The 25,225-nt window shown below is 51.5% G+C and carries 23 protein-coding genes; 1 reads left to right on the top strand and 22 read right to left on the bottom strand.

The annotated features are described in order from the left end of the window. Nucleotides 1-3: 3 nt before the first annotated feature. From surE to rpsB, 22 genes are all read right to left on the bottom strand, one after another. Nucleotides 4-753 (bottom strand): 5'/3'-nucleotidase SurE, encoded by a 750-nt coding sequence (gene surE, locus ACFVYJ_RS05445; protein ID WP_419414030.1) that lies wholly within the window; start codon nucleotides 751-753, stop codon nucleotides 4-6. Nucleotide 754: 1 nt separating this feature from the next. Further along, complete coding sequence (gene truD / locus ACFVYJ_RS05440; protein WP_419414029.1) at nucleotides 755-1,810, bottom strand: tRNA pseudouridine(13) synthase TruD; 1,056 nt, start codon at nucleotides 1,808-1,810, stop codon at nucleotides 755-757. Next, complete coding sequence (gene ftsB, locus ACFVYJ_RS05435) at nucleotides 1,807-2,103, bottom strand: cell division protein FtsB (RefSeq protein WP_419414028.1); 297 nt, start codon at nucleotides 2,101-2,103, stop codon at nucleotides 1,807-1,809. Before ftsB ends, truD begins: the two co-directional genes overlap by 4 nt. 176 nt (nucleotides 2,104-2,279) lie before the next feature. Next, complete coding sequence (gene eno / locus ACFVYJ_RS05430; RefSeq protein ID WP_419414027.1) at nucleotides 2,280-3,575, bottom strand: phosphopyruvate hydratase; 1,296 nt, start codon at nucleotides 3,573-3,575, stop codon at nucleotides 2,280-2,282. Between the two features lie 56 nt (nucleotides 3,576-3,631). After that, entirely contained in the window at nucleotides 3,632-5,266 is a 1,635-nt protein-coding gene (locus ACFVYJ_RS05425; RefSeq protein WP_419414026.1) for a CTP synthase, read from the bottom strand. 69 nt (nucleotides 5,267-5,335) lie between these two features. Next, nucleotides 5,336-6,670 carry a tRNA lysidine(34) synthetase TilS gene (gene tilS, locus ACFVYJ_RS05420; protein ID WP_419414025.1) on the bottom strand — a complete coding sequence of 445 codons (1,335 nt, stop codon included), beginning with the start codon at nucleotides 6,668-6,670 and terminating at the stop codon, nucleotides 5,336-5,338. Then, nucleotides 6,660-7,622 (bottom strand): acetyl-CoA carboxylase carboxyltransferase subunit alpha, encoded by a 963-nt coding sequence (locus ACFVYJ_RS05415; protein WP_419414024.1) that lies wholly within the window; start codon nucleotides 7,620-7,622, stop codon nucleotides 6,660-6,662. Before ACFVYJ_RS05415 ends, tilS begins: the two co-directional genes overlap by 11 nt. An 81-nt stretch (nucleotides 7,623-7,703) precedes the next feature. Then, entirely contained in the window at nucleotides 7,704-11,201 is a 3,498-nt protein-coding gene (gene dnaE / locus ACFVYJ_RS05410) for a DNA polymerase III subunit alpha (protein WP_419414023.1), read from the bottom strand. A 14-nt stretch (nucleotides 11,202-11,215) separates the two neighbouring features. After that, the gene (gene rnhB / locus ACFVYJ_RS05405) at nucleotides 11,216-11,812 is read right to left on the bottom strand and encodes a ribonuclease HII (RefSeq protein WP_419414022.1); all 597 of its coding nucleotides are present in this window, start codon (nucleotides 11,810-11,812) and stop codon (nucleotides 11,216-11,218) included. Beyond that, nucleotides 11,802-12,968: a lipid-A-disaccharide synthase gene (gene lpxB, locus ACFVYJ_RS05400; protein WP_419414021.1), complete on the bottom strand. Its 1,167-nt coding sequence runs from the start codon at nucleotides 12,966-12,968 to the stop codon at nucleotides 11,802-11,804. The genes rnhB and lpxB overlap by 11 nt, the downstream gene beginning before the upstream one ends. A gap of 9 nt (nucleotides 12,969-12,977) precedes the next feature. Beyond that, the gene (lpxA, locus tag ACFVYJ_RS05395) at nucleotides 12,978-13,748 is read right to left on the bottom strand and encodes an acyl-ACP--UDP-N-acetylglucosamine O-acyltransferase (RefSeq protein WP_463255016.1); all 771 of its coding nucleotides are present in this window, start codon (nucleotides 13,746-13,748) and stop codon (nucleotides 12,978-12,980) included. 2 nt (nucleotides 13,749-13,750) lie between these two features. Continuing rightward, a complete protein-coding gene (gene fabZ, locus ACFVYJ_RS05390; protein ID WP_419414020.1) occupies nucleotides 13,751-14,188 on the bottom strand; it encodes a 3-hydroxyacyl-ACP dehydratase FabZ in 438 nt (145 codons plus the stop codon). A gap of 3 nt (nucleotides 14,189-14,191) precedes the next feature. Then, nucleotides 14,192-15,232, bottom strand: coding sequence for a UDP-3-O-(3-hydroxymyristoyl)glucosamine N-acyltransferase (gene lpxD / locus ACFVYJ_RS05385; RefSeq protein ID WP_419414019.1), 1,041 nt, complete (start codon nucleotides 15,230-15,232; stop codon nucleotides 14,192-14,194). A gap of 8 nt (nucleotides 15,233-15,240) precedes the next feature. Continuing rightward, nucleotides 15,241-15,741: an OmpH/Skp family outer membrane protein gene (locus ACFVYJ_RS05380; RefSeq protein ID WP_419414018.1), complete on the bottom strand. Its 501-nt coding sequence runs from the start codon at nucleotides 15,739-15,741 to the stop codon at nucleotides 15,241-15,243. A 9-nt stretch (nucleotides 15,742-15,750) separates the two neighbouring features. Beyond that, nucleotides 15,751-18,060: an outer membrane protein assembly factor BamA gene (gene bamA, locus ACFVYJ_RS05375; RefSeq protein WP_419414017.1), complete on the bottom strand. Its 2,310-nt coding sequence runs from the start codon at nucleotides 18,058-18,060 to the stop codon at nucleotides 15,751-15,753. 52 nt (nucleotides 18,061-18,112) lie between these two features. Next, nucleotides 18,113-19,465, bottom strand: coding sequence for a sigma E protease regulator RseP (gene rseP, locus ACFVYJ_RS05370; RefSeq protein ID WP_419414016.1), 1,353 nt, complete (start codon nucleotides 19,463-19,465; stop codon nucleotides 18,113-18,115). Between the two features lie 8 nt (nucleotides 19,466-19,473). After that, on the bottom strand, nucleotides 19,474-20,286 hold the full coding sequence (locus ACFVYJ_RS05365; RefSeq protein WP_419414015.1) for a phosphatidate cytidylyltransferase: 813 nt from the start codon (nucleotides 20,284-20,286) through the stop codon (nucleotides 19,474-19,476). Beyond that, the gene (uppS, locus tag ACFVYJ_RS05360; protein ID WP_419414014.1) at nucleotides 20,279-21,040 is read right to left on the bottom strand and encodes a polyprenyl diphosphate synthase; all 762 of its coding nucleotides are present in this window, start codon (nucleotides 21,038-21,040) and stop codon (nucleotides 20,279-20,281) included. The genes ACFVYJ_RS05365 and uppS overlap by 8 nt, the downstream gene beginning before the upstream one ends. A gap of 39 nt (nucleotides 21,041-21,079) precedes the next feature. Next, nucleotides 21,080-21,637: a ribosome recycling factor gene (frr, locus tag ACFVYJ_RS05355; protein WP_419414013.1), complete on the bottom strand. Its 558-nt coding sequence runs from the start codon at nucleotides 21,635-21,637 to the stop codon at nucleotides 21,080-21,082. Then, on the bottom strand, nucleotides 21,627-22,385 hold the full coding sequence (gene pyrH / locus ACFVYJ_RS05350; protein WP_419414012.1) for a UMP kinase: 759 nt from the start codon (nucleotides 22,383-22,385) through the stop codon (nucleotides 21,627-21,629). Before pyrH ends, frr begins: the two co-directional genes overlap by 11 nt. 100 nt (nucleotides 22,386-22,485) lie before the next feature. Next, nucleotides 22,486-23,346 carry a translation elongation factor Ts gene (gene tsf / locus ACFVYJ_RS05345; RefSeq protein WP_419414011.1) on the bottom strand — a complete coding sequence of 287 codons (861 nt, stop codon included), beginning with the start codon at nucleotides 23,344-23,346 and terminating at the stop codon, nucleotides 22,486-22,488. 107 nt (nucleotides 23,347-23,453) lie between these two features. Next, the gene (rpsB, locus tag ACFVYJ_RS05340; RefSeq protein ID WP_419414010.1) at nucleotides 23,454-24,194 is read right to left on the bottom strand and encodes a 30S ribosomal protein S2; all 741 of its coding nucleotides are present in this window, start codon (nucleotides 24,192-24,194) and stop codon (nucleotides 23,454-23,456) included. Nucleotides 24,195-24,451: 257 nt separating this feature from the next. Between rpsB and map the strand changes: the two genes are divergently transcribed. Continuing rightward, nucleotides 24,452-25,222, top strand: coding sequence for a type I methionyl aminopeptidase (gene map / locus ACFVYJ_RS05335; protein WP_419414009.1), 771 nt, complete (start codon nucleotides 24,452-24,454; stop codon nucleotides 25,220-25,222). Nucleotides 25,223-25,225 lie beyond the last annotated feature (3 nt).

The raw sequence follows: 25,225 nt of genomic DNA, 5'->3' as shown, positions 1-25,225 counted from the left end.
CTGTCACTGAGTTCTCTCCAACCACTCTGCCACATTATCCATCCCGGAAAACTGGGTCATATCAGCATGTATTGGGGTAATCGAGACACATCCTTCCTCGATTGCGTAAAAGTCGGTGCCAGGATCACGATCAGCAGCGATGCCGGCACCCGCAATCCAGTAATATATATTGCCCCGCGGATCCTCAGCCGGAATCGGTTTATCCGCCATCTCCCGGTTGCCCAAACGAGTCACATGCACTGCACCTAGTTCAGACAACGGCTGATCAGGGATATTCACATTTAGTACGGTCCTGGATGCCACGTTCAGATCCGTAATATCCTGCACCAGCTGCAAAACTACCTGAGCAGCATCGGCCAGATGATGTGGATTAAAACTGGCAGAAGAAACCGCTAACGGAGGATAGGTAAGGTGACGCCCTTCCATCGCCGCAGCCACCGTGCCTGAATAGAGCACATCATCGCCCAGGTTAGGGCCGGCATTAATACCTGACACCACCATGTCGGGGGCAAAATCAAAAATCCCCGAACTACCCAAGTGAACACAATCCGTGGGAGTACCATTCAAAGACAGGAAACCGTTGTCATGGCGCACAATATTGAGGGGACGATCCAGTGTTAAAGAATTACTGGCACCACTGCGATTACGGTCCGGAGCCACCACTAGAACTTCAGCCACGCTAGACAATGCTTCTGCCAGTACAGCCAAGCCCGGTGCGAAGACGCCATCATCGTTAGAAAGTAATATTTTCACCTTATTCGTTATCCTGCATCCCCCGAATGGGTTCATCAATCTGACATAGCTCACGTAACACGCTGGTCGCAAACGCCCCGGAAGGCAAACTAAATTTCAACCAGCACTCATCTTCAGCAACGGGCTCCAGTCTGAGGTCTTGCGGTCTCAGGCAGAGCGCTCTGCGTTCTTTTTTCAGTCCAACCTTTTCTAGCAACTGGGCCACTTCAGCATATTCGGCCACCTGTGACTGCTCCCATGCCCGGGCCTTATCAGTGCACAGGGGTTCTCCCTGCCCCCAGAGTGGCGCAGTCAATGAAACATCACCCGATTCTAACCGTTGCTGTGTCGCACTGTCAGGCTGATCCAGCACAAAACAGCTTTGGCTACCCGCCAGCATTAGCGCCTCTCCGGCAAACAGCTGATGCCAATATCCACCGGCAATACGCTGTGATACCAGACGATTAAATAACCATGAACGTATCGCGGAAATATACAGTCCTTTTTTCTGCCGCTGACGCTCTTTGAATTCACCCCGCAGCAAGGCCAGACCACGATCCAGGTTGCCATTTTCGCGACCGAAGCGTTGCGGGCCAAAATAGTTCGGCACACCCGTTTCACGGATCAACTCAACCCGCTGACGCAATTCGGCCATATCGGTAACCTGACGCAGCCGTAACTGGAAACGATTACCCTGCAAATTACCTAAACGTAATTTTCGCGGATGGCGCACGACCGATAATATCTCAATGGTGTCAGAACCAAATAACTGCCAATTCAGCTCAGCTTTCCCTGGATAGCGTACACAAAACCATTGTTCGGTTACCGCATGTCGATCTTTCTTACCCGCATAACTGACATCGCGGGGAGCTACTTGGCAAAACTGTGCCAACTGGCGAGCGACCCAATCAGTATTCTCTCCGGTTTTACGGATATGCAGGAAGAAATGCTCACCCTCACCCTCCGGGCTATAGCCGAGAATTTCCTGGACCTGAAAATCATCAGGCTGGGTGCGGATAGCAGCACGCCCTTGGGGGGGCTGATGCAGAAATGTAAATTCAGTATTCAGTTCGCTCAAGGCTGTTCCTTGTCTGGCACTGGTTCAACCAGTTGAATAAAGGTTTCGCCTTCGCGAATCATGCCCAGCTCACTGCGGGCGCGCTCTTCAATAGCAGAGAGACCGCGTTTCAGGTCTTGCACTTCTGCTTCTAACTCACTGTTACGCTGTATTAAGCGGGCATTTTCCAGCTCTTGCCGCTCAATTTGTGCCTCGAGCTGCCAGGTTTCGCGCAGGTTCGCTTCACCGAACCACAATCGGTATTGCAGCCCCAAAAATAGCAACAGTATCAGCAACAAGAGCCAGCGAAACATAAGCTCCCCACCTGGGGCGAATAAACCACGATTATCCCTCATCCTGAGGGCACTCCACGACCTGACACCCAAGGTGTCAGCCACAATCCCTGACCACCAAGGTACAGATTCAAAAAAGGGGGCTGTCAGCCCCCTTTTATACCAGATTTAATACTGTGACCTAAGTGGTTTTGAGATTAGCCCTGGCCTTTAATTTCAGACAAGCCGTTATACACCGCTGCGGCGCCCAGTTCTTCTTCGATACGCAATAGACGGTTATATTTAGCAACACGATCAGAACGGCATAAAGAACCGGTTTTGATCTGCCCGGCTGCAGTACCCACTGCCAAGTCAGCAATGGTCGTATCTTCAGTTTCACCGGAGCGATGTGAGATCACCGCAGTAAAGCCAGCATCCTTCGCCATTTTGATGGCATCCAGCGTTTCGGACAGCGAGCCGATCTGGTTAAACTTAATTAGAATTGAATTACCAATGCCTTGCTCAACACCGCGGGACAGAATTTTGGTATTGGTCACAAACAGATCATCACCCACCAACTGTACCCGGTCCCCAATTTTACGGGTCAGGCTAGCCCAGCCGTCCCAGTCAGACTCATCCATACCGTCTTCAATAGACACAATAGGATAGCTTTCTGTCAGTGCCGCCAGGTAGTCGCCAAATCCTTCAGCATCAAACACCTTGCCTTCGCCGGCCAGATCATATTTGCCGTCTTTATAAAACTCAGAGGAGGCACAATCCAGCGCCAACGTCACATCTTTACCCAGCTCGTAACCCGCTTTGGCGATCGCTTCCTTAATCACCACCAGGGCTTCTTCATTAGACGCCAAATTAGGCGCAAAACCACCCTCATCACCGACAGCCGTATTCAGGCCACGCGCTTTCAGTACCGCTTTCAGGGCATGGAAAATTTCGGCACCACAACGCAGGGCATCAGAGAATTTAGTGAAGTTAACCGGCTGTACCATGAACTCCTGAATATCAACATTATTATCCGCATGCTCACCACCGTTGATGATGTTCATCATCGGCACCGGCAGGGAAAACTGCCCAGAGGTGCCATTAATATCTGCGATGTGTGCATACAGCGGGATTCCCTTATCAGCCGCTGCCGCTTTTGCCGCCGCCAGAGATACCGCCAGAATGGCATTAGCACCCAGTTTTTCCTTGTTTTCGGTACCATCCAGTGCCAGCATTTTATCATCTAGAACACGCTGCTCTGCTGCATCCATACCGACCAGAGCTGCACGAATTGGCCCGTTCACCGCCGCCACTGCTTGCAGTACACCCTTACCCAGATAGCGAGACTTATCACCGTCGCGCAGCTCCAGAGCTTCGCGGGAACCGGTAGAAGCACCGGATGGTGCACAGGCAGTTGCAACAACGCCGGAATCCAGTATTACATCAGCTTCAACAGTCGGGTTACCACGCGAATCGAGTACTTCACGCGCTTTGATGTCAGAGATAAGTGCCATGGGTCAAACTCCAGAAAAATGTGTTCCGGCGTGACCTGAGTCACGCCCAAAAAAGTTTACTGTGTAACTTTTGCCTGCTGAGCAATTGCCGCTCGGATAAAGCCGGTAAACAGGCCATGTCCATACCGCGGTGTCGAGGTAAATTCCGGATGGAACTGGCAGGCAACAAACCAGGGATGATCAGGTACTTCGACCACTTCGACCAGCTCACCATCCACGGACCGGCCCGCAATACGCAGACCTGCGGCTTCCAGCTGCTCGACATAATTGTTATTAACTTCATAGCGGTGACGGTGTCGCTCCACCACTTCGGTTTTACCATAAGACTGAGCGGCAGTGGTGCCCTCAGCCAGATGACAAACCTGCGCCCCCAGACGCATGGTGCCACCTAAGTCATCTTCTTCACCACGGGTTTCTACATCCCCTTCCGCAGTCGTCCACTCGGTAATCAGGCCGATCACCGGATGCGCAGCTTTAGGGTCAAATTCCGAAGAGGTTGCATCAGCAATGCCAGCCACATGACGGGCAAATTCAATCACCGCCACCTGCATACCAAGACAGATACCCAGGTACGGAATCTGATTTTCGCGGGCATATTGGACTGCACTGATTTTGCCTTCAACGCCACGCTCACCAAATCCGCCCGGTACCAAAATCGCACTGGCATGCTGCAGGATCTCAACACCTTCACGCTCAACCCGCTCAGAATCGATGCAGTCAATTTTAACTTTTTTGCGCAAGCTGATGCCGGCGTGGGAGATCGCCTCAATCAGAGATTTATAGGCGTCCAGCAGTTCCATGTATTTGCCGACCATGGCAATCGTCACTTCGCCTTCAGGGTGCAGATGAGCATCGGCCACCCGTATCCAATCCGTCAGATCAGCTTTATTGCACTGCAGATTAAAGCGTTCAACGACGATGTCATCCAGACCCTGTTCATGCAGCATGGCCGGAATGTTATAGATAGTATCGGCATCCGGCAGCGACACTACCGCCCGCTCTTCTACGTTGGTAAACAACGACAGTTTACGGCGGGAGGACTCTGGCAACGCGAAGTCGGAGCGACACACCAGGATATCCGGCTGAATGCCGATGGAGCGAAGTTCCTTAACCGAATGCTGCGACGGTTTGGTTTTGATTTCACCCGCAGTGGCAATGTAAGGCACCAACGTCAGGTGCATAAACATCGCCCGGCTTGAGCCCAGCTCAGCTTTCAGCTGACGCACGGCTTCCATAAACGGCAACGACTCAATGTCGCCCACTGTGCCACCGATTTCGACCAGGGCAATATCAGCATCGCCAGCACCCTCAATCACACGACGCTTAATCTCATCGGTGATGTGCGGAATGACCTGTACGGTCCCGCCGAGGTAATCACCACGACGTTCTTTACGCAGCACATGCTGGTAGATGCGACCGGCGGTGAAGTTATTCCGCTTGTTCATGGTACGGCGGATAAACCGCTCGTAGTGACCCAGATCCAAGTCAGTTTCTGCACCATCTTCGGTAACAAAGACTTCACCGTGCTGGAAAGGGCTCATGGTACCTGGATCAACATTAATGTATGGATCCAGCTTCAGCATGGTGACATTAAGACCCCTGGCTTCGAGAATAGCAGCCAATGAGGCGGAAGCGATGCCTTTGCCCAATGAGGACACAACACCGCCTGTGACGAAGATATAGCGCGTCATGCAGAACCTGTATGATCAATTAAATCGGAGAGAATTTTTACGATCGAGATGGCGCTACAGGATAGCAAATCAGACCCCCGCAGACAACGCGAAGCTGCGCCATTTAACTGAAAAACCTGCATCTGGCGCATACCATCCCTCTGCAATACATACTCCAGCAACCGCCACCAGTTCTTCTCCGGCATATAGCAGTGGCCATTGCGGCCGCAGCCAAGGCGGTATTGCCGCTTCCTGCAACAGGCTTTTCACTGTCATACTACAACCCCGCCCTTGAGGGCGGCAGCGCTCACCACCCTGCCGACGGTGCAGCTCCAACCCCTGCAGGGTTTTCAATCCGGCCACGCCAGACTCGATATGCAACGTGCCATCACCCAACGTAAACTGTCCCGGTTGCGACAATGACAAATGCATTACTAGGGCGACCTCGGAATCCTGACACAAATACAACTTTTGACGATAACGACGCAGACTAAACTGGGCTTTGTGGAAAACTGGCTGCGCATCATCTGCAGCATTGACCACTCGATCCTGAATCTCCTGCAACTGAATTTCATTCAACAACAGACCGGTAGACTGCTCCAGCCACCGCCTGATCAGTTGACGCTGCAAGGTTTGCGGCTTGCTTGCCAGCGCGACCAGATCAAGCACATTTCCGGCCGTCAAAACCGCCAAGTCCTCATCCAGATAAGTATTCAGCAAACCGGTATGCTGCGCAGTCAGCTTTGCGGCCCGTCGGATCTGCTCAGAAACCCCCGGCCAATGCCGCTGTAACGCCGGCAACACCTCTTGCCGCAGCAGGTTACGCGCATATCGGGTATCGCTATTACTGGGATCTTCCACCCAGTTGAGCTGATGCGCATGGGCATAGGCTTCCAACGCTGCTCGCGACAGCTCAAGCAACGGCCGGTATAACATCGCAACACCCAACGAACGACTGGCCGGCATGCCGGCAAGACCGTTTGGGCCACTGCCTCTCACCAACCTGAATAGCACAGTTTCAGCTTGATCATCTGCATGCTGAGCCAGCAACAAACATTCACCCGGCTGTAAAAAATCACTGAACGCGTTATAGCGCGCCTCACGGGCGGCATCTTCCGACGCGGAGGTGGGGCGAACATCCATGCAGCCGTGTTCAATGCCCAGCTTTTGCGCCTCAGCTGCAGAAAACTCAGCCCAGTGGAACGACTCAGGCTGTAACTGGTGATTAATATGCAAACAGTAAAGCTGGCGCGTCGGCAGCAGAGCCGAAGCAAGGTGTAGAAGCACCTGGGAATCAAGGCCACCGCTATGGCCAATCACCCAGCGGGTGATGGGGTGAGAAGAAGAGTTGGTGGCATTTTGCAGCGCTGCTGAAAAGTGCTGCTGGCAAAGTGCCACCAGATCGCTGGATGGTTTAGTGTCCACCATCCAAACCGTAGGACATCAAACGCTCGTAGCGACGCTCAAGCAACTCAGTGTCAGGCATGACCTGCAATTTATCGAGCGCTTTTTTCAGCTGTGCTTTTAGATCACCAGCCATTTGCTCTGGATCACGATGTGCGCCGCCGCGTGGTTCAGCAATGACGCGATCCACCAGACCCAACTCATGCAAACGCTCAGACGTAATCCCCATCGCTTTAGCCGCATCTGCAGCCCGCTCAGCGCTTTTCCACAGGATTGAAGCACAACCTTCCGGAGAAATAACGGAATAGGTTGAATAGCCCAGCATCATCAGCTCATCACACACACCAATGGCCAGAGCCCCCCCTGAACCGCCTTCACCGATCACCGTAGCAATGATTGGCGTTTTCAACTGCGACATCTTAGCCAAATTAAATGCAATGGCTTCCGACTGACCACGCTCTTCGGCATCAATACCAGGATAAGCTCCGGGAGTATCAATAAACGTCAGTATCGGCATTTTGAAGCGTTCGGCCATTTCCATCAGGCGTAAGGCCTTGCGGTAACCCTCAGGGCGCGGCATACCAAAATTGCGTTTCTGACGCTCCTGCACACCCCGCCCTTTCTGATGCCCGATCACCATCACCGGCTGCTGGTCAAGATAGGCGATACCACCGACAATGGCCTGATCATCAGAAAAATGACGGTCGCCGTGAATCTCTTCAAACTCGTCAAACATCAGGCGCACATAATCCAGCGTATAAGGACGCTGAGGATGGCGGGAAAGCTGCGAGATCTGCCAAGCGGACAAGTTGGTAAAAATGGATTCGGTCAGACTGCCGATCTTGGCTTCCAGGCGTTCCAGCTCATCGGAAATGTTCAGCTGCGCATTATCATTGCCCACCAGACGTAACTCATCAATTTTCGCCTGAAGTTCAGCAATTGGCTGTTCAAAATCCAGATAGTTTGGGTTCATAGGGAAGATCTATTCTGAAGTGGAAAAATTGTGCTCAAGTGTAACGTCTCAGGCGTTAGAGAACCAGTCCTGAAGTCCTTCTCAGCTGTAACTCAAACGTACAGATTGGTGGCCAAACTGGTCCATAAGCCCCAACATCAGGGCATCACACACCTCAACCTGCCACTGTTCACCCAGAATCAACCCGGCTTCAGCATCGCGGCGACGATAACAAAGGTGTACCGGCAACCCCTGAATCCCCTTATGTTGCTGCAACAGGGTCTGTAAAGCTTTCACCTGCCGTTCGCTTAATTGTTCTTCACTGCAACGCACTTCCAACCGGGTAGCAAAACGGGTGCGTGCCTGAGCGATACTGGCAACATTGTTTACCCTCACCTTCAGGCCGCCAGAGAAGTGATCTTCCTGCACTTCACCTTCCACCACCACGATAGAATCCTTCTGTACCAGCTCACGACACTGGTCATAGGTATCGCCAAACAAAGTCACATCTATCCGCGCAGTGCGATCATCCAGCGTGACAAAGCACAGGGTTTCGCCTTTTTTCGTCTTTCTCAGACGTAAATCCACCACCAGGCCTGCCATCTTCTGACTCTGGCCCCGCACAGGTTGCAGGTCGACAATTTTTTTCGGCACAAAATGTCGCAGTTCTGTTTCATACTCATCAATCGGATGACCCGTCAAGTAGAGACCCAAAGTGTCTTTTTCACCGGTCAAACGCTCTTTATCGGTCCATGGACGCACTCGAGCATAATCCACATAAGGCTGCCGTGGCGCTTCTGCCTCCACTTCACCAAACAGGTCCAGTAACCCGGCGTCTTCATTTTTAGCCGATTGATCCGCCGCCTGCAGCGCATCTGAAATCGCCTGCCACAGCACCGCCCGTTCTGCACCCAGACAGTCCAGCGCACCCGAACGGACTAAGGCTTCCAACACCCGCTTATTGAGCTTTTTAGCGCCGACTCGCTGACAGAAGTCAAACAGATCAAGGAACGGACCACCCGTTTCCCGAGCTGCCACAATGGCTTCAATCGGGCCTTCACCGACACCTTTCACCGCCCCCAGACCATAAACAATCACGCCTTGGTCGTTAACGGTAAACATGTATTCGCCGGTATTTACATCCGGCAAGGCCGGTGGAATACCCATGTGGCGACACTCTTCAATGAAGATCACCACCTTGTCGGTGTTCTGCATATCCGAGGACATCACCGCCGCCATAAAGGGTGCCGGATAATGGGTTTTCAGCCAGGCGGTCTGGTAGGACACCAGCGCATAAGCAGCGGAATGGGATTTGTTAAAACCATAACCGGCAAACTTCTCGACCAAGTCAAAGATATTACCTGCCAGATCCCGGTTAATACTGTTCTGTTCACAACCCTCAAGGAAGATCGCCCGCTGCTTGGCCATCTCTTCCGGTTTTTTCTTACCCATGGCCCGGCGCAGCATATCCGCACCACCCAGGGTATAGCCCGCCATCACCTGGGCGATCTGCATAACCTGTTCCTGATACAGGATAATACCGTAGGTGGGCTCCAGCACCGGTTGCAGCGCATCCAGTTGATAGTCCGGATGCGGCCAGGCCATTTCCGCCCGACCATGCTTACGGTTAATAAAGTCATCCACCATGCCAGATTGCAGCGGCCCGGGGCGGAACAACGCTACCAGCGCGACGATATCTTCAAAGCGAGAAGGCAACAGGCGACGGACAAGATCCTTCATGCCGCTGGACTCAAGCTGAAACACCGCAGTGGTTTCTGACGACTGCAGCAGATCAAAAGTGGCTTTGTCTTCCAGATCGATCAGGGTGATATCCAGTGGCTCCTGATCCTCTTTAGCACGAATACGGTTCACCGTATCCAGCGCCCAATCGATAATGGTTAGAGTACGTAACCCGAGGAAGTCGAACTTAACCAGTCCGGCCTCTTCAACATCGTTTTTATCAAACTGTGTTACCAGGCCTTTGCCTTCTTCATCACAATAAGTGGCTGCGAAGTCGGTTAACTTGGTCGGCGCAATCACCACACCACCGGCATGCTTACCTACTCCACGGGTGACGCCTTCCAGCTTATAGGCCATCTCCATGATTTCTTGTGCTTCAGCACTGGTTTCGACGAAGTCGCGCAGGAGCTGCTCCTGCTCCATGGCTTTGGACAGGGTGATGCCTATTTCGAACGGAATCAGCTTCGAAAGCTTATCCGCCAGACCAAACGGCTTGCCCTGCACCCTTGCCACATCACGCACCACCGCCTTAGCAGCCATGGTGCCAAACGTAACAATCTGCGACACCGCATCCCGGCCATAGGTGCGAGCCACGTAATCAATTACCTTATCCCGATTTTCCATACAGAAATCGATATCGAAGTCAGGCATGGAGACACGTTCTGGGTTAAGAAAACGTTCAAACAGCAAGTCATATTCCAGCGGGTCCAGGTCGGTGATTTTCAGGGCATACGCCACCAAAGAACCAGCACCAGAACCACGCCCCGGACCTACCGGCACACCGTTTTCCTTACCCCATTTGATAAAGTCCATCACGATCAGGAAGTAACCTGGGAAACCCATCTGGATAATGATTTCCAGTTCAAACTCCAGCCGATCGATATACGCCTGACGCTGCTTGGCATACTCCGGATGCTCGCGGTCGAGCAGAATAGTCAAACGTTCTTCCAACCCCTCAAATGAGACCTTGCGGAAGAACTCATCCATCAACATGCCTTCAGGCACCGGATACTTCGGCAAGTAGTATGTACCCAGTTCAATTTCTATATTGCAGCGTTTGGCAATTTCAACACTGTTTTGCAGGGCTGACGGAATATCGCTAAACAGCTCAGTCATCTCTTGCTGACTACGGAAATACTGCTGCTCACTGTATTCTTTAGGTCGCATCGGATCTTCCAGAGTCCTGCTCTGGTTGATGCATACCCTTACTTCATGCGCCTCAAAATCTTCCTCGCGCACGAACATCACTTCGTTAGTGGCCACCAATGGGCACTGACACTGCTGCGCAAGCGCAACACTGCCATGCACAATGGTTTCATCACCATTGCGCCCGGTACGCTGAATTTCCAGATAAAAAGTGTTAGGAAAGACTTGCTGCCAATAGCGAAGTATCTCGGCCGCGAGATCAGGCTGGCCTGACAGTAATGCCTGCCCAACTTCACCCTGCCGGGCACCAGACAGAGCGATGAGTCCCTCTGACTGAGCCACCACCCATTCTGGTTTGAGTATTGCCCGATCATCAAGACGCCCTTGTCCCTCGGCATAGGCACGGGAGATCAGCTCCATCAGATTCAGGTAACCCGTGGCATTCTTCACCAACAGAGTGAGTCGAAACGGAGGGCCGGAGGGATCTTGGGCGTTCTCGATCCAGATATCGGCACCACAAATCGGTTTAACCCCCGCACCTATGGCTGCCTTATAAAATTTAACCAGTGCAAACAAGTTAGTTTCATCGGTCATCGCCACAGCTGGCATACTGGCTTGTTTCGCTGCAGCGACTAACTCTTTGACCCGCACTAAGCCATCTACCAGAGAAAATTCAGTATGTACGCGCAGATGAATAAATTGGGGATCAGACATGGGTAACATCAAATTTATGGAGTTAATAGTTCGCGCACTGGCCGAAAACTCCGGCGGTGCTCGGGCAAGGGGCCAAACTGACGCAAGGCCGCAAAATGTGCCTTAGTGGGATAGCCCTTATGGCTGGCGAAACCATAATCTGGATAGCGTTCATGCAACGCCTGCATTTCACGGTCACGCACCACTTTGGCAAGAATTGACGCCGCACTGATCGCTGGTACTTTGCTATCCCCTTTCACTACCGGCTCTGCCGGATAGGGCAACTCGGGACAGCGATTACCATCCACATAAACATATTCCGGCGCCGGATCCAAAGCCAGCACCGCACGCTGCATTGCCAACATGGTCGCATGCAGAATATTCAGCTCGTCGATCTCCGCCGGACTGGCAGAGGCCACTGACCATGCCAGTGCCTTATCGATTATTTCGCTGTATAAGTACTCGCGTTTTGCCGCTGAAAGCACTTTGGAATCCGCCAGCCCCTCAATCGGCTGTTGTGGATCAAGAATCACCGCGGCGGTGACAACATTACCCACCAACGGCCCCCGTCCCACTTCATCGACGCCGGCACACAACTGGGCACCGCCAAAATCAAACCCCTCAGTCTGCATTAATCACTCCCTGATCCCGTAACAGCTGCACAATCGCATCCGCAGCCAAGTCATCAGAATCCTGCAGTAACTGAGCTTTAATCTGGCTGAACTGATGCTGCAGATGTTGCTTGTAAGACTGATCTTGCAGACTACGCAACAATAGCGGCCCAAGCACCTCTGGCCGCACCTCTGACTGCAAGACTTCAGGCACCAACCGTTCCTGCGCCAACAGATTCGGCAACGCAATATGTGCTGATTTCACCATGCGCGAATAAATACTATAGGTCAGGCCTGCCATACGATAAGCCACCACCATGGGCTTACCCAATAATGTAGCCTCCAGCGTAGCCGTACCGGACGCAATCAAAACGGTATCCGCTGCTGCCATGACCGAGCGGGACTGTTTACGCACCAATCTGAGGTTTACATCGGTATAACCGGTTTTAACCAACTCAGACAGTTGCTGGTAAAGCTTATCTGTCGCGGCAGGCAGTAAAAACACTGCCTCGGGATGCTGTTGTTGCAGCCAACGCGCCGTTTGAAGAAACGGCTCGGCCAGGTATTTAATCTCACTACCACGACTGCCCGGCAACAACGCAACGACAGTTTGCTCAGACGTTAGACCAAAATCTTCCCGGGCATTGAGTAAATGGGTGTCGTTATCGATCTGTCGGGCCAGAGGGTGGCCCACCACTGCCATACGTTGCCGAGTCGCCTGATAATAGCGTGGCTCAAACGGAAACAGCGCCAGTAGCAGGTCAGCACAACGTTTAATTTTGTATATACGCTTGGGCTTCCAGGCCCAAACTGAGGGGCTGACATAATGAACCGTGGCAATACCAGACTGGCGAAGGGCAAGCTCCATATTCAGGGTAAAATCCGGCGCATCAATACCAATAAACAGATTGACTGGCTGCTCGGTTAATTCGCGGATCAGGCGTTTACGTACCTTCAGCAATTCGCATAACCGGCCCAATACTTCGACCAGACCCATGACCGAAAGACGCTCCATCGGATAGCGAACATGCAACCCTTCGGCCTGCATCAACTCGCCGCCAATACCGGTAAACTCAATCTCAGGTAATTTAGTGCGCAGCGCCTGCATCAAGCCAGCGCCAAGGATATCACCAGATGTTTCTCCCGCCACAATGCCTATTAACAGCCGATCGGCCATGGCAAGCTCCTAGCGGATAATGCCGCGGGTAGACGTTTCCAGCGAGTGAATCAGCGGCGCAAGCTCAGGCGTATCGGCTACCAGATCAGCCAACTGATCCAGTGCCTGCGTCAATGTATTGTTCTGACGATAAATGACTTTATAGGCTCGTTTTAGTGCCTGAATAGCATCAGCACTAAAGCCACGGCGCTTCAAACCTTCGGTATTGATGCCATGCGGCTCAGCCGTATTGCCATTCGCCATCACGTAAGCGGGTATATCTTTTAACACCACACTGCAGGTACCGCACATCACATGGGGACCTATTTTGCAGAACTGGTGCACGGCAGTAAAACCACCGAGAATCGCCCAATCGCCAACATGAACATGTCCGGCAATGGCGGTATTGTTGGCCATAATAACGTGATCACCCACTATACAGTCGTGGGCGACATGCACATTAGCCATGAACAGATTATCACTGCCAATAATGGTGGTGCCGCTATCTTGCACTGTGCCACGGTGAATCGTAACACCTTCGCGGATCACGTTATTGTCGCCAATCACCAGCGTGGTCGGTTCGCCAGCATATTTCTTATCCTGACACTCTTCACCCACACTGGAAAACTGGAAAATACGGTTATTCCGTCCGATTGTGGTTGGCCCTTTAATAACAACATGGGGACCAATCACAGTGCCTGCACCAATTTCTACATCGGCACCAATAAATGACCAAGGGCCTACCTCTACATCATCGGCAAGCTTGGCGCTGGGATCGACTATGGCGCGAGAATCAATCAACTTCAGACCTTTCTGTCAGCACACAGGATGGTTGCAGAACTCACCATCTCACCATCTACTGTTGAGGATACGTCAAATTTCCAGATGCCGCGGCGCTCTGAACGCACTTTTGCTTCAAGGCGCAGCTGGTCACCCGGCACCACTGGGCGCTTAAAACGCAGGTTATCGGCACCCACGAAGTAGTAGATACTACCATCCTGAGGTTTTTTGCCCATGGTTTTAAAACCTAAAATACCTGCAGCCTGCGCCATTGCTTCAACAATTAACACGCCCGGCATTACAGGGTAATCGGGGAAGTGGCCGTTGAAGAAGGGTTCGTTCACTGATACATTTTTAATTGCCACTATTGACTGGCCAACCTCAATTTCCAGCACCCGATCAACTAGCAGGAAGGGATAGCGGTGGGGAAGGTACTCCCTTATTTCTTTTACATCCATCATCTATTAGGAACCCTTAATTTCTTTTACCTGTTCTTCAACAGACTTAAGCCGGCGAGCCAGATCATCTAACTGTCGGAAGCGCACTACATTCTTTTTCCATTGGCCACTGGGCATAAGGCCTGTTCCAGAAGAATAAGCCCCTTGCGTGGTAATGGATTTGGTAACAAGTGACATGGCGGTGATATGTACACCATCTGCCAACTCCAGATGCCCGGTAATACCACAGGCTCCGGCGATAGTGCAGCGGTCGCCAATTTTAGTGCTTCCTGCCACTGCGGTACAACCAGCAATCGCGCTATTTTTACCAATCTTGACGTTATGGGCAATCTGAATTTGATTATCCAGGATGACACCATCACCAATCTCAGTGTGTTGTAAGGCGCCACGATCAATGGTGGTACCCGCGCCAACCTCAACCCGGTCACCTATGCGCACCCCACCTAGCTGCGCTATTTTCACCCAACCGTCAGGCGATGGAGCAAAACCAAAACCGTCAGCACCCAGAACCACACCACTGTGTATTAGGCAATCCGCACCGATCCAAACATTGTGGTAACAGGTAACATTGGCGTACAGACGAGTACCTGAACCGATGCGGCAATCATTACCAATCACGGTGTTAGCCGCCAGGACAACGTTTTCGCCAATCTCAGTACCCGCCCCCACAACCACCCCTGGCCCAATTGCAGCAGTCGGATGCACTCGCGCATCAGCTGCGACCACAGCGGAGGAATGTTGCCCTGCTGTTACTGCTGGGATGTCACTGAACATTTGACTGACCCGGGCAAATGCCAGGTAAGGATCGTCAACAACCAATGCATTGCCTGGCACCAGTTGCGCTTCAGACGGTGCCACAATCACAGCACCAGCTTTCGCATCGGGAAGAAGTTTGGCGTAGCGGGCGTTCGCCAGAAATGCCAGATGATCACTGGTAGCTGTTTCCAGCGTGGCAAGACCACGGATGACAAGACCACCATCGCCAATCAACTCAGCCTGCAGATATTCTGCAAGTTGCTGAAGGGTATAGTGGCCAAGTTTTTCCATGCAGTAGGTTATTTCGTCTGGTTCAGCAGCTCGATCACTTTAGGCGTGATGTCGAGCTCTTTACGGGCAAATACGGAAGCTTCTTTAGCCACCACAAGATCATAATTTTCCTGTTCGATCAGGCTACGGATAACCTTATCCAGAACAGGGCGCATGTCCGCCACAAAGCCCTGCTCTTTAGCGGCACGTTTCTGCTGCAGTGCCTGACCCATTTTTTGGTACTGGGTAAAGACTTTCTGAAATTGCAGCTTCATTTTCTGCAGCTCTTCAGCAGACGCCAGATCCTGGTTTTTCTTCAGCTTTTCCTGCAAGGCTTTGGCTTGTTTTTCCAATTCCAAAACCTGCTTTTCATCGCCAGAAAGCTCACTGCGCAGAGATTCACGAAATTTTTCCGCGGCAACAGAACCCAGCAATGCTTCCTGGATACCCAGGACAGCAACTTTTTCAGCATGTGCCATAACACTCAAGCTAAGTGTAAATACAAAAACCAGTAAAGATTTGAATTTCATTTTTAACCTCTAGAAGGATTGGCCCAGAGAGAACTGGAAGAATTCCGTTTCGTCTCCCTCTTTATCATTCAATGGCACCGCCAGCGCAAATGAGAGCGGACCGATCGGCGTCAACCAGCTCAATGCAAAACCGGTGGAGAAGCGCAGTTCATCTAACTGAACACCGTCTTCACACTCAACCGCGGTAGATGAACAACTCGTATCAAATACGTTACCACCATCCAGGAACAACAGCGTCCGCCAGGATGATTTATCACCAACAAATGGCGTCGGGAAGATAAATTCTGCGCCACCGGACACAAAGGCATTACCGCCAAACGGATCATCCTTCGAATCACGTGGCCCCAGTGTATTTTGCTGATAACCGCGAACCGTCTTCAGGCCGCCGGCATAGAAATGCTCGAAGAATGGAAATTCATTACCGCCTGATTCGATACCATAACCGGCACGCGCTTTAAAAGAGGTGATCCATTGCTGATCATCGGTAATGGGTGCGTAATAACGGAAGTTATACAACGCTTTGGCATAGCCCAGGTCACTGCCAGGCAGGCCCAATTCAAGTGATATGCCGTGAGAATACCCCTTGGTCGGGAAGAAGCCACGGTTAAGGTGATTGCTGCTCCAGCTCAGGGTCGCGACCAGATTCAGGTAACTGTCACCCTCTTCTTCGATAAAGTCATAGATCTCATTAGGTGTTTCAACACCGTTGGTATTGATGGTCAGTTTTTTGATATCCAGACCAAAATTCAACCGTTCATTTTCATTAATGGGGTAACCAAACACAACGCCGCCGCCGATCTCATCGGAGCTGTAGGCACTCACATTATCCTCATTAAGATCGCGTTTCCGGTAGTAAAGGTTAAAACCACGGCTCACACCATCCACAGTGTAATAAGGGTCGATAAAGCTATAAGAGTATTCCGTCAGAGTTGCACTGTTAGAAACACCAACGGATACCTTTTTACCCGTACCCAAGAAGTTATCCTGCTGCAACTGCAGCCCCAGGATAATACCGCTGCTCTGGGAGAAGCCAACGCTGGCAGAGAAGGAGCCAGACTGCTGCTCTTCAAGCGTATATTCCAGATCGACCTGATCATCAGTGCCTGGTACCTGACGGGTATCAACGTTGATATTTTTGAAATAACCGGTGCGCTGCAGGCGCTGTTTGGACTGTTCAATCAAGGCGTTGGAAGCCACAGCAGCTTCCATCTGGCTGAGGTGCTGGCGGACCACTTCATCTGCAGTACGGGTATTGCCTTTAATATTAATGCGGCGTACGTATGTCCGCTTACCCGGGCTGACAAAGAATTTGATACTGACCGTATTATCTTCATGCAGCTCCGGCACAGGAGAGACATTGGCGAACATAAACCCGGCATCACCGATGCGTCTTTGCAGGGCTTCCTGCGATGCAGTGATCTGGCGCCGCGAGAAGATATCACCGGCGGTCAGGGTCAATTGGGTTTCAAGTTCGTCCTCGGGCACTACCATTTCACCGACAACATTTACATCACGAATGGTAAAACGCTCACCCTCAGAGACATTCACCGTGATGTAGATATGTTTTTTGTCAGGTGTGATAGATACCTGGGTGGAGTTGATATTAAAATTGATATAACCACTGTCTTGATAGTACGACCGCAGACGCTCCAAATCACCGTTGAGTTTCTCGCGAGCATAGCGGTCATCTTTCTTATAGAACGTCCAGAAGTTGGGCAACTTCAGCGAGAACAGTTCTTTCAGTTCTTCATCGGAATAAACCGTATTACCAACAATGTTAATATGCTGAATAGACGCAACCTGGCCTTCATTAATCATTATGTTCAGCGCTACACGGTTTTCCTGTAGCGGTTCTACTGAGGCTTCTACTGCGGCCCCGTAGCGACCCTGTGCGGCATAGACGCCTACCAAGTCCTGGCGGATCTGTTCCAGAGTAGAGCGTTTCAGCACATCCCCTTCCTGCAGGCCGGTCTGCTTCAGGCCATTCAAAAGGTCTTCATCTTTCAGGACACTATTACCTTCAAGATTGATACGACTGATAGATGGACGTTCAACCAGTTTCAGGATCAGCACATCGCCATCACGAAGTACATCTACGTCATCAAAGTAGCCCGATGCAAACAGTTTCCGGGTTGCATCGGCAAGGTTTCGCGAAGTCGCCTGATCACCAGTCCCCAAAGGAAAGTTACGAAAGACAATACCCGGGCTCACACGCTGCAGACCTTCCAGGCGAATATCCTGAATAGTGAATGCGGTGTTTGCTTGAGCCAGGGATGCCCACAACAGGAGAGAAATGAGAAGTCCAATTCCGCGTTTCATGAAGTTGTTCTTATGTCCCGAATAAAAAACACAAGCCGCCGGAGCACAATGCTCACAGCCGCATAAAATCGTTCAGCAGGGCGATCCCCATCAGCGATATGACAATAGCCATCCCTAAACGCATACCCAGCATCTGGACGCGTTCGCTCACCGGACGTCCGGTAACCACTTCAACCAGATAATAAAGCAGATGCCCCCCGTCCAGAACAGGAATAGGCAACAGGTTAAGAATGCCAAGACTGACACTCAGATATGCCAGAAAACTGACAAAGGATTCAAAACCCGAGGCCGCTGAAGCCCCCGCCACTTTAGCAATCGTTATAGGACCACTCAAGTTTTTTACTGAGATTGCCCCTTCAATCATTTTCCAGATGGCATCCAGCGTCAGCGTAATCATCTGCCACGTCTTAGCCAACGCATGGCCAACCGCCGCAAAAGGCCCCTCTTGCAGAGTCCTGCGTTGTTCCTCTGGCCAGCTAACCGGCTGCACTCCCGCGCCGATATATCCAAACTGCTGCGTTTCAACCTGCTTCTCGGCGGGGGTCAAATCAAGCATCAGTTTTTGCCCATCACGCAGCAACTGGAGCTGTAGCAATTGACCGGGCGCAGCCTGCACATGCGCTACCAGATCATACCAATCAGCCACGGGTTCGCCATCTATCTGCAACACCTGGTCGCCCAATTGCAGGCCTGCCAGTTCAGCCCGCTCTCCCGGCACCAGGGTACCAATCACTGCAGGCACATCAGGCCGCCATGGCTCTAGCCCAATTGCAGTGACGGGAGATTGCTTCTCCAAATCGACCTTCCAGTCATTCAACTGCAGCACTTTTTCAATCTGATAGTCACTGCCCTCAGCCTGCAACCTCATGGATAGCGCGCCGGTTTCCCCAACCCGGGATGCCAGGCGCAAATTGACCTCCTCCCAACTCAGGGTCGGGTTGCCGTCAATCGCAACGACCTCAAACCCTGCCGGAACGCCCGCCTGCGCAGCCGGCGTTTCAGGCAGCACAGCACCAATTTTAGGCGCAACAGTGGTGACACCCACCACGAACATCAGCCAATAGGCAAACACAGCAAACAACAGATTAACCGCTGGTCCCGCCGCTACAATCGCAATGCGTTGCCAGACATTTTTCCTGTTAAACGTCTGCGCCAGCTCATCGGCAGGGACATCCCCCTCCCGCTCATCCAGCATTTTCACATAACCGCCAAGCGGAATTGCCGCCACCACAAACTCAGTATTGTGCCGGTCACGCCAGCTCAACAGGGGCTTGCCGAAGCCGATCGAAAAACGCAGCACCTTAACACCACAGCGGCGCGCAATATAAAAATGCCCCCATTCATGGACTGTAACCAGAATGCCGAGTGTTACCAGGGTTGCAAGCAAGGTATGTAAAAGTGTCATTCAGCCTCTCAGGCGGGAAGTAAGCAATAAAGCCAAAGTACAAAAAAAGGCGCGGCGGCCGTCAGGCTGTCGATGCGATCCAAAATACCACCATGCCCAGGCAGGATACGGCTACTGTCTTTAATACCGCGCTCACGCTTCAGCATACTTTCAAACAGATCACCTAAAACCGACATTAGCCCGGTACAGACCGCCAATAGCATCAATAAGACGCCCGCTTGCAGATCAAGTTCAAGCCAAATTGAAAACCCCACACCCACAGCAAAACAGGTCAACAATCCACCTAGCAGGCCTTCTCTGGTTTTCCCAGGACTGACCTTAGGTGCCAGTTTATTGCGCCCCAGACTTTTACCAGCAATATACGCGCCGACATCAGCACCCCATACCAACAACAGTAAACACAACAACCAAAACTCAGCCTGCGGGTGCGACTTTACCTGCACCAACGCAAACCAGCAGGGCAACAACACTGCAAAGCCAATCAGCGCCCTCTGCCAGGCATGCCGCCAACCACAGGTCGCCGGAAAACGTAACACCCAAACCAAAGCCAGTAACCAAAACAGCAACGCGCTCCCCAGCACCAGGGATAAAGGTAAGTGAGGCTGCAACCAATGTAACCCGCCCAAACCAGCCGCCACCGCCAGCAGATACCCCAGGCGCTGCTGCAGTGTCTGATAACCGGACAAGTTAGCCCACTCCCAGGCAGCCAGAAGTAATACCAGATCCAGTAGCAGTGTAAATGGGAGCAGGGACAAGCCAAATACGGCATAAATTGCCAGCGGGGCCAAGACAATTGAGGTAAGAAAACGGGCTTTAAACATGACCTTCCGCTTCGATCTGTTCACTGGTTTTACCAAACCGGCGTTGGCGGGTGCAGTAACTATAAATGGCTTCCTGCAACTCGTCCTTGCCGAAATCCGGCCAGAAACAGTCAGCGAAATAAAGTTCAGTGTAGGCAAACTGCCAAATGAGGAAATTACTAATACGTTGCTCACCGCCAGTACGAATACACAGGTCCGGATCGGGCAATGCAGCAAGAGATAATCGAGCAGCAAGCTCAGCTTCAGTGACCTGATCAGGGGTCATATCCCCCTTCAGGCATGCCTCAGCTAGTTCACGGGCTGCCGTTGTAATATCCCAACGGCCACCGTAATTAGCAGCAATATTGAGTTGCAACCGAGCGCCCTCGGCGGTCAGCGCTTCAGCCGCACGGATTTTCCGTTGCAATGACGCGCTAAAACCAGTGATATCACCGATAACCCGTAGGCGTATGCCATTTTTTTTCAGGCGTTTGGATTCTCGGTCCAGAGCCAATTTAAACAGCTCCATCAGACCTTTGACCTCCAACGGAGGACGCTTCCAATTCTCAGAACTAAAGGCGAAGAGCGTCAGTGCTTCTACACCCTGCTCTGCACAGCCTTCAATCACCGCACGAACACTATCAACGCCTGCCTTGTGACCGGCAAGGCTAGGCAGCGTGCGCTGCTTGGCCCAGCGATTATTACCATCCATTATGATGGCAATATGTCGAGGCGGAGGATTGCGTCGTATACCTGACTGTTCTTCCCGAGCCATCAGTGTCTATCCAGTGGAGCTTGCAGCTCCGATACAGGATCAGATTTCCATCAGATCCTTTTCTTTTTGTTCCAGCAGCTTGTCCACTTCTGCCACAAACTTATCGGTCAATTTCTGCACCTGATCTTCACCGCTACGCAGCTCATCATCGGTCAGCTCTTTTTCCTTGTTAAGATCTTTCAGGTCAGAATTCGCATCGCGACGTATATTACGAATAGCAACACGACCATTCTCTGTTTCCTGCCGCGCCTGACGAATAAAACCTTTGCGCGTTTCCTCAGTCAGTGCTGGCATAGGCACACGGATCACGTCACCTGCAGTCGAAGGATTCAAACCCAGATCAGAGGTCATAATGGCTTTTTCAATCACGGTTACCATGGGCTTTTCCCATGGCACAATAGACAAGGTACGGCCATCTTCAACAGCGATATTCGCCACCTGACCCAATGGTACATCCGCACCATAGTAATTGACCTGAATGCCGTCCAGAATACTTGGATGGGCACGGCCTGTGCGGATCTTTTTCAGGTTATCTACCAGCGCATCAGTACTTTTCTGCATGCGTTCGCCGGCATCCTGGACGATTTCATTCAGCATATTTTTCTCCAACCGTTTCACGGGAATCGATGAGCGTGCCTTCATCGCCACCCACCACGAGATTTGCCAGCGCACCCGGCTTGTTCATATTGAACACTCGTACTGGCATATTATGATCCCGTGTCAGACAGATGGCAGTGAGATCCATAACAGCCAACTGCTGTTCCAGCACCTCGTCATAGTTCAGGTGCAGATAACGCCGGGCAGTGGGGTCTTTCACCGGGTCTGCGGTGTACACACCATCAACCTTGGTCGCCTTAAGCACTGCCTCAGCTTCGATTTCAATGCCGCGCAAACAGGCGGCCGAGTCTGTCGTAAAAAATGGATTTCCGGTACCGGCCGCAAAGATCACCACATCGCCCTGGTTCAGGTAGCGCATGGCGTTACGCCGGTCATAGTGGTCCACCACCCCGCTCATGGGAATGGCTGACATCACTCGGGTATTGATATTGCTGCGCTCAAGGGCGTCACGCATGGCCAGTGCATTCATCACTGTCGCCAGCATACCCATATGATCACCGGTAACACGGTCCAGACCCGCTGCATTTAATGCTGCACCCCGGAATAGATTGCCACCGCCTATGACCATACCCACCTGAACGCCGATACCGACCAGCTGGCCTATTTCCAACGCCATCCGGTTCAGCACTTTGGGGTCGATGCCGAAGCGCTCCTCTCCCATTAATGCCTCACCGCTTAATTTCAGCAGTATACGGTTGTATTTGGATTGTTTATCAGAGGATGGCATAGGGATCTCCGCAGCTTGGCAAACCAGGTGAGTTTAGCAGCATTCAAGCTGATTGCGCACACTCAAAGTGCACGCAATCGCTTGATTTCATAGCCGGGGATCAACCTTTCAGCTGAGCCGCAACTTCATCAGCAAAGTTAACTTTCTCAACTTCGATACCTTCACCAACCGCGATACGGGTGAAAGCCTGAACGGTTGCGCCAGCATCTTTGGCAAACTGACCCACTTTCTGTTCAGGATTTTTAACAAACGGCTGCTCAACCAGGCTGTTCTCAGCAAGGAACTTGCTGATACGACCCATCACCATTTTCTCAGCGATTTCGGTTGGCTTACCCGCCATATCCGGCTGCGCCAGAATAATTTCTTTCTCTTTGGCAACCACATCAGCAGGCATATCATCTTTGGTGACAACTTGTGGATTCACCGCAGTAACATGCATAGCAACATCACGTGCAACTTCGCTATTACCACCATCCAGAGAAACGATTGCTGCCAATTTATTGTTGCTGTGAACATACGCATCAACCATGCTGCCCTCAACCAGGAACAGACGACGCACGCCAATGTTCTCACCGATTTTCTGGACCAGCGCTTCACGTACATTGCTCAGCTCGCCATCCATCAGCGCAGCAACATCAGTTGCCTTCTCAGCAAAGGCTTTTTCCAGCACGGTATTCACAAAACCCAGAAAACCTTCATCACGAGCTGCGAAGTCAGTCTCGGAGTTAACCTCAACACCTACCGCATAGCTGTTGTCAGCAGCAACTTTAACTGCAACAACGCCTTCAGCAGCAGTACGACCAGCTTTTTTAGCTGCCTTCATACCTGAGGCTTTACGCAATTCTTCAATTGCCTTATCGATGTCACCATCAGCTTCTTTGAGTGCTTTTTTGCACTCCATCATGCCCAGACCAGTGCGATCACGCAGATCTTTAACCATTGCAGCGGAAATATTCGCCATGTCCTGTTACCCCTATAGAGCAGTTCGGGTTAATCAAAAAAATTGAAAAAAGGGGAGCAATGCCCCCCTGATTTAGACAAATCTATCAAGCAATCCTGACAGGCTGATTACTCAGCTGCCGCCTGAGACTCATCTACTTCTACGAATTCGTTTTTATCACCGGCATGCGCAGCAGTGCCTTCAAGGCAAGCGTCAGCGGCAGACTTAACATAGATCTGAATGGCACGCAGTGCATCATCATTACCAGGGATAACAACGTCGATACCGTCAGGGTTGCTGTTGGTATCAACCACACCGATAACAGGAATGCCCAGCTTGTTAGCTTCATTCACTGCAATACGCTCATGATCAACATCGATAACGAACAGTGCATCTGGCAGACCGCCCATCTCTTTGATACCACCGATGGAGCGTTCCAGTTTTTCCATTTCACGCTGACGCATCAGAGCTTCTTTTTTAGTCAGCTTAGTGAAAGTGCCATCTTCACTGGCAGTTTCCAGTTCACGCAGACGACGAATAGACTGACGAATAGTCTTGTAGTTAGTCAGCATGCCCCCCAACCAGCGGTGATTGACGTAAGGCATGCCTGCACGGCTTGCTTCTTCCTTGACGATCTTGCTCGCAGCGCGCTTAGTACCAACAAACAGGATCTTATTCTTGTTGGAAGCCATGTTCTGGATGCTATCTAGAGCACCATTCAGCGCTGGCAGAGTCTGCTCAAGGTTGATGATATGAATTTTGTTACGAGCGCCGAAAATGAATTTAGACATTTTCGGGTTCCAGTAACGGGTCTGGTGACCGAAGTGAACGCCTGCTTTAAGCAGGTCACGCATAGTAATTTTAGCCATGAGTATTCCTAAAAATTTGGGTTAAACCTCCATACACCCCAGCAACCAAACCCATTGGGCACCCTGGACACTGTGTCGGCATATGTGTGTTTTTTATCGATCTGGATAAGCAGCTTTGAGATACCTACCAAATCGAGCGCGGATTTATACCACATCCGCACAATAAATCACAGCCTTTCATCTCCTACCTTTCGCTATGATGGGGTGCGTTGGTACAATCAACTCCTTAACGAATTCTGCCAAGGAAATGCATGCCCATGAGCATCACTATCAAGACCCCAGATGAAATCGAAAAAATGCGCGTTGCCGGGCGGCTGGCAGCAGAAGTCCTGGAGATGATAGCCCCTCATGTTCAGCCTGGCGTGACCACGAATGCGTTAAACCAGATCTGCCACGACTATATTGTCAATGAACAGCAGGCAATCCCTGCGCCACTGAACTACCACGGCTTCCCCAAATCCATCTGCACATCGATTAACCAAGTGGTCTGTCATGGCATTCCCAATGACAAAGCATTGAAAAGTGGCGACATCATCAATATCGATATCACGGTCATCAAGGATGGTTATCACGGCGACACCAGCAAAATGTTCTTTGTCGGCAAAGAACTGCCACACGCGCGTCGTTTGGTTGATGTTACTCTGGAGTGCATGTATCGCGGTATCCGCATGGTAAAACCCGGTGTCAGGTTAGGTGATATTGGCCACGCCATTCAAACCTATGCAGAATCGCACCACTACAGCGTGGTCCGGGAGTACTGCGGTCATGGTATTGGCAAAGAATTTCACGAAGACCCGCAGGTACTGCATTACGGCAAACCCGGCACCGGCGTCGAACTTCAGGAAGGCATGACCTTCACCATCGAACCCATGATCAATGCCGGTAAACGTCAGGTTAAACTGTCAAAACATGATGGCTGGACTGTTGAAACCACCGATCGACGCCTATCTGCCCAGTGGGAACATACGATTCTGGTTACCGCAGACGGCTTTGAAGTATTGACCCGCCGTCCGGACGACACCATTTAATAC

This window comes from Pontibacter sp. JAM-7 (assembly GCF_048548695.2).
GTDB lineage: Bacteria > Pseudomonadota > Gammaproteobacteria > Pseudomonadales > Balneatricaceae > Neptuniibacter.
Note: the sequence above shows the minus strand (reverse complement) of the source record. Positions and strands in the feature narration are given on the sequence as shown.

What these genes read in the sequence shown, in the direction of transcription:
- frr (WP_419414013.1), bottom strand. Translation starts at nt 21,637, where the DNA reads ATGCTGAATGAAATCGTCCAGGATGCCGGCGAACGCATGCAGAAAAGT.
- ACFVYJ_RS05425 (WP_419414026.1), bottom strand. Translation starts at nt 5,266, where the DNA reads ATGACGCGCTATATCTTCGTCACAGGCGGTGTTGTGTCCTCATTGGGC.
- uppS (WP_419414014.1), bottom strand. Translation starts at nt 21,040, where the DNA reads ATGGCTCGGGAAGAACAGTCAGGTATACGACGCAATCCTCCGCCTCGA.
- dnaE (WP_419414023.1), bottom strand. Translation starts at nt 11,201, where the DNA reads ATGTCTGATCCCCAATTTATTCATCTGCGCGTACATACTGAATTTTCT.
- rnhB (WP_419414022.1), bottom strand. Translation starts at nt 11,812, where the DNA reads ATGCAGACTGAGGGGTTTGATTTTGGCGGTGCCCAGTTGTGTGCCGGC.
- ACFVYJ_RS05415 (WP_419414024.1), bottom strand. Translation starts at nt 7,622, where the DNA reads ATGAACCCAAACTATCTGGATTTTGAACAGCCAATTGCTGAACTTCAG.
- ftsB (WP_419414028.1), bottom strand. Translation starts at nt 2,103, where the DNA reads ATGTTTCGCTGGCTCTTGTTGCTGATACTGTTGCTATTTTTGGGGCTG.
- eno (WP_419414027.1), bottom strand. Translation starts at nt 3,575, where the DNA reads ATGGCACTTATCTCTGACATCAAAGCGCGTGAAGTACTCGATTCGCGT.
- tsf (WP_419414011.1), bottom strand. Translation starts at nt 23,346, where the DNA reads ATGGCGAATATTTCCGCTGCAATGGTTAAAGATCTGCGTGATCGCACT.
- map (WP_419414009.1), top strand. Translation starts at nt 24,452, where the DNA reads ATGAGCATCACTATCAAGACCCCAGATGAAATCGAAAAAATGCGCGTT.
- rseP (WP_419414016.1), bottom strand. Translation starts at nt 19,465, where the DNA reads ATGACACTTTTACATACCTTGCTTGCAACCCTGGTAACACTCGGCATT.
- bamA (WP_419414017.1), bottom strand. Translation starts at nt 18,060, where the DNA reads ATGAAACGCGGAATTGGACTTCTCATTTCTCTCCTGTTGTGGGCATCC.
- pyrH (WP_419414012.1), bottom strand. Translation starts at nt 22,385, where the DNA reads ATGCCATCCTCTGATAAACAATCCAAATACAACCGTATACTGCTGAAA.
- fabZ (WP_419414020.1), bottom strand. Translation starts at nt 14,188, where the DNA reads ATGATGGATGTAAAAGAAATAAGGGAGTACCTTCCCCACCGCTATCCC.
- ACFVYJ_RS05380 (WP_419414018.1), bottom strand. Translation starts at nt 15,741, where the DNA reads ATGAAATTCAAATCTTTACTGGTTTTTGTATTTACACTTAGCTTGAGT.
- lpxD (WP_419414019.1), bottom strand. Translation starts at nt 15,232, where the DNA reads ATGGAAAAACTTGGCCACTATACCCTTCAGCAACTTGCAGAATATCTG.
- lpxB (WP_419414021.1), bottom strand. Translation starts at nt 12,968, where the DNA reads ATGGCCGATCGGCTGTTAATAGGCATTGTGGCGGGAGAAACATCTGGT.
- rpsB (WP_419414010.1), bottom strand. Translation starts at nt 24,194, where the DNA reads ATGGCTAAAATTACTATGCGTGACCTGCTTAAAGCAGGCGTTCACTTC.
- ACFVYJ_RS05365 (WP_419414015.1), bottom strand. Translation starts at nt 20,286, where the DNA reads ATGTTTAAAGCCCGTTTTCTTACCTCAATTGTCTTGGCCCCGCTGGCA.